The organism is Staphylococcus sp. AC872, assembly GCF_979255425.1.
In genome coordinates, this window is sequence record NZ_CEEDKW010000030.1 from 1 (window position 1) to 564 (window position 564).

Annotated in this window: 2 protein-coding genes; both read left to right on the forward strand. The window is 32.6% G+C overall.

Annotation, left to right across the window (positions count from 1 at the left end; genetic code table 11):
• On the forward strand, nucleotides 1-81 hold an 81-nt coding region (locus tag ACZ267_RS12775), incomplete at its 5' end, for a hypothetical protein (RefSeq protein ID WP_268561520.1).
• Between the two features lie 31 nt (nucleotides 82-112).
• Nucleotides 113-564: NAD(P)-binding domain-containing protein (locus ACZ267_RS12780; protein WP_340091780.1), on the forward strand; the 452-nt coding region annotated here is incomplete at its 3' end.

The following is a 564-nucleotide window of genomic DNA, read 5'->3' on the forward strand; positions in this document are numbered from 1 at the left end:
GCGTATAAACAAAATATGTTTGCTTTACTTGGTAAACCAGGATTTGAAGATATGAAAAAAGATCTTGAAGCAAGATTGTAGGTTATAAACTATAAAGAAATGAGAGGATACAATGTCTAGTAATATTGGAATTTTAGGTTTAGGTGTTATGGGGAAAAATCTTGCGTGGAACATCGAGGATAAGAAATATTCTGTGAGTATTCATAGTAGAGATAATAATGAAATTAATGATACTATTCAAAAGTCTCATTATCAAAAGATATATCCTGCGTATAACTTGAAAGAATTTGTAGATTCATTAGAAAAACCCCGTAAAATTTTGTTGATGATTAAGGCTGGTAGTCCTACGGATAACATGATAAATGCCTTACTTCCATTATTAGACGATGAAGATATTTTAATTGATGGTGGTAATACAAACTATCAAGATACAATTCGTCGAAATAAAACATTAGCTGAAAGTGGCGTTAATTTCATTGGTATGGGCGTATCAGGTGGTGAAGTAGGCGCTTTAACTGGTCCTTCATTAATGCCTGGTGGTCAAGAAGCCGCTTATAATAAAGT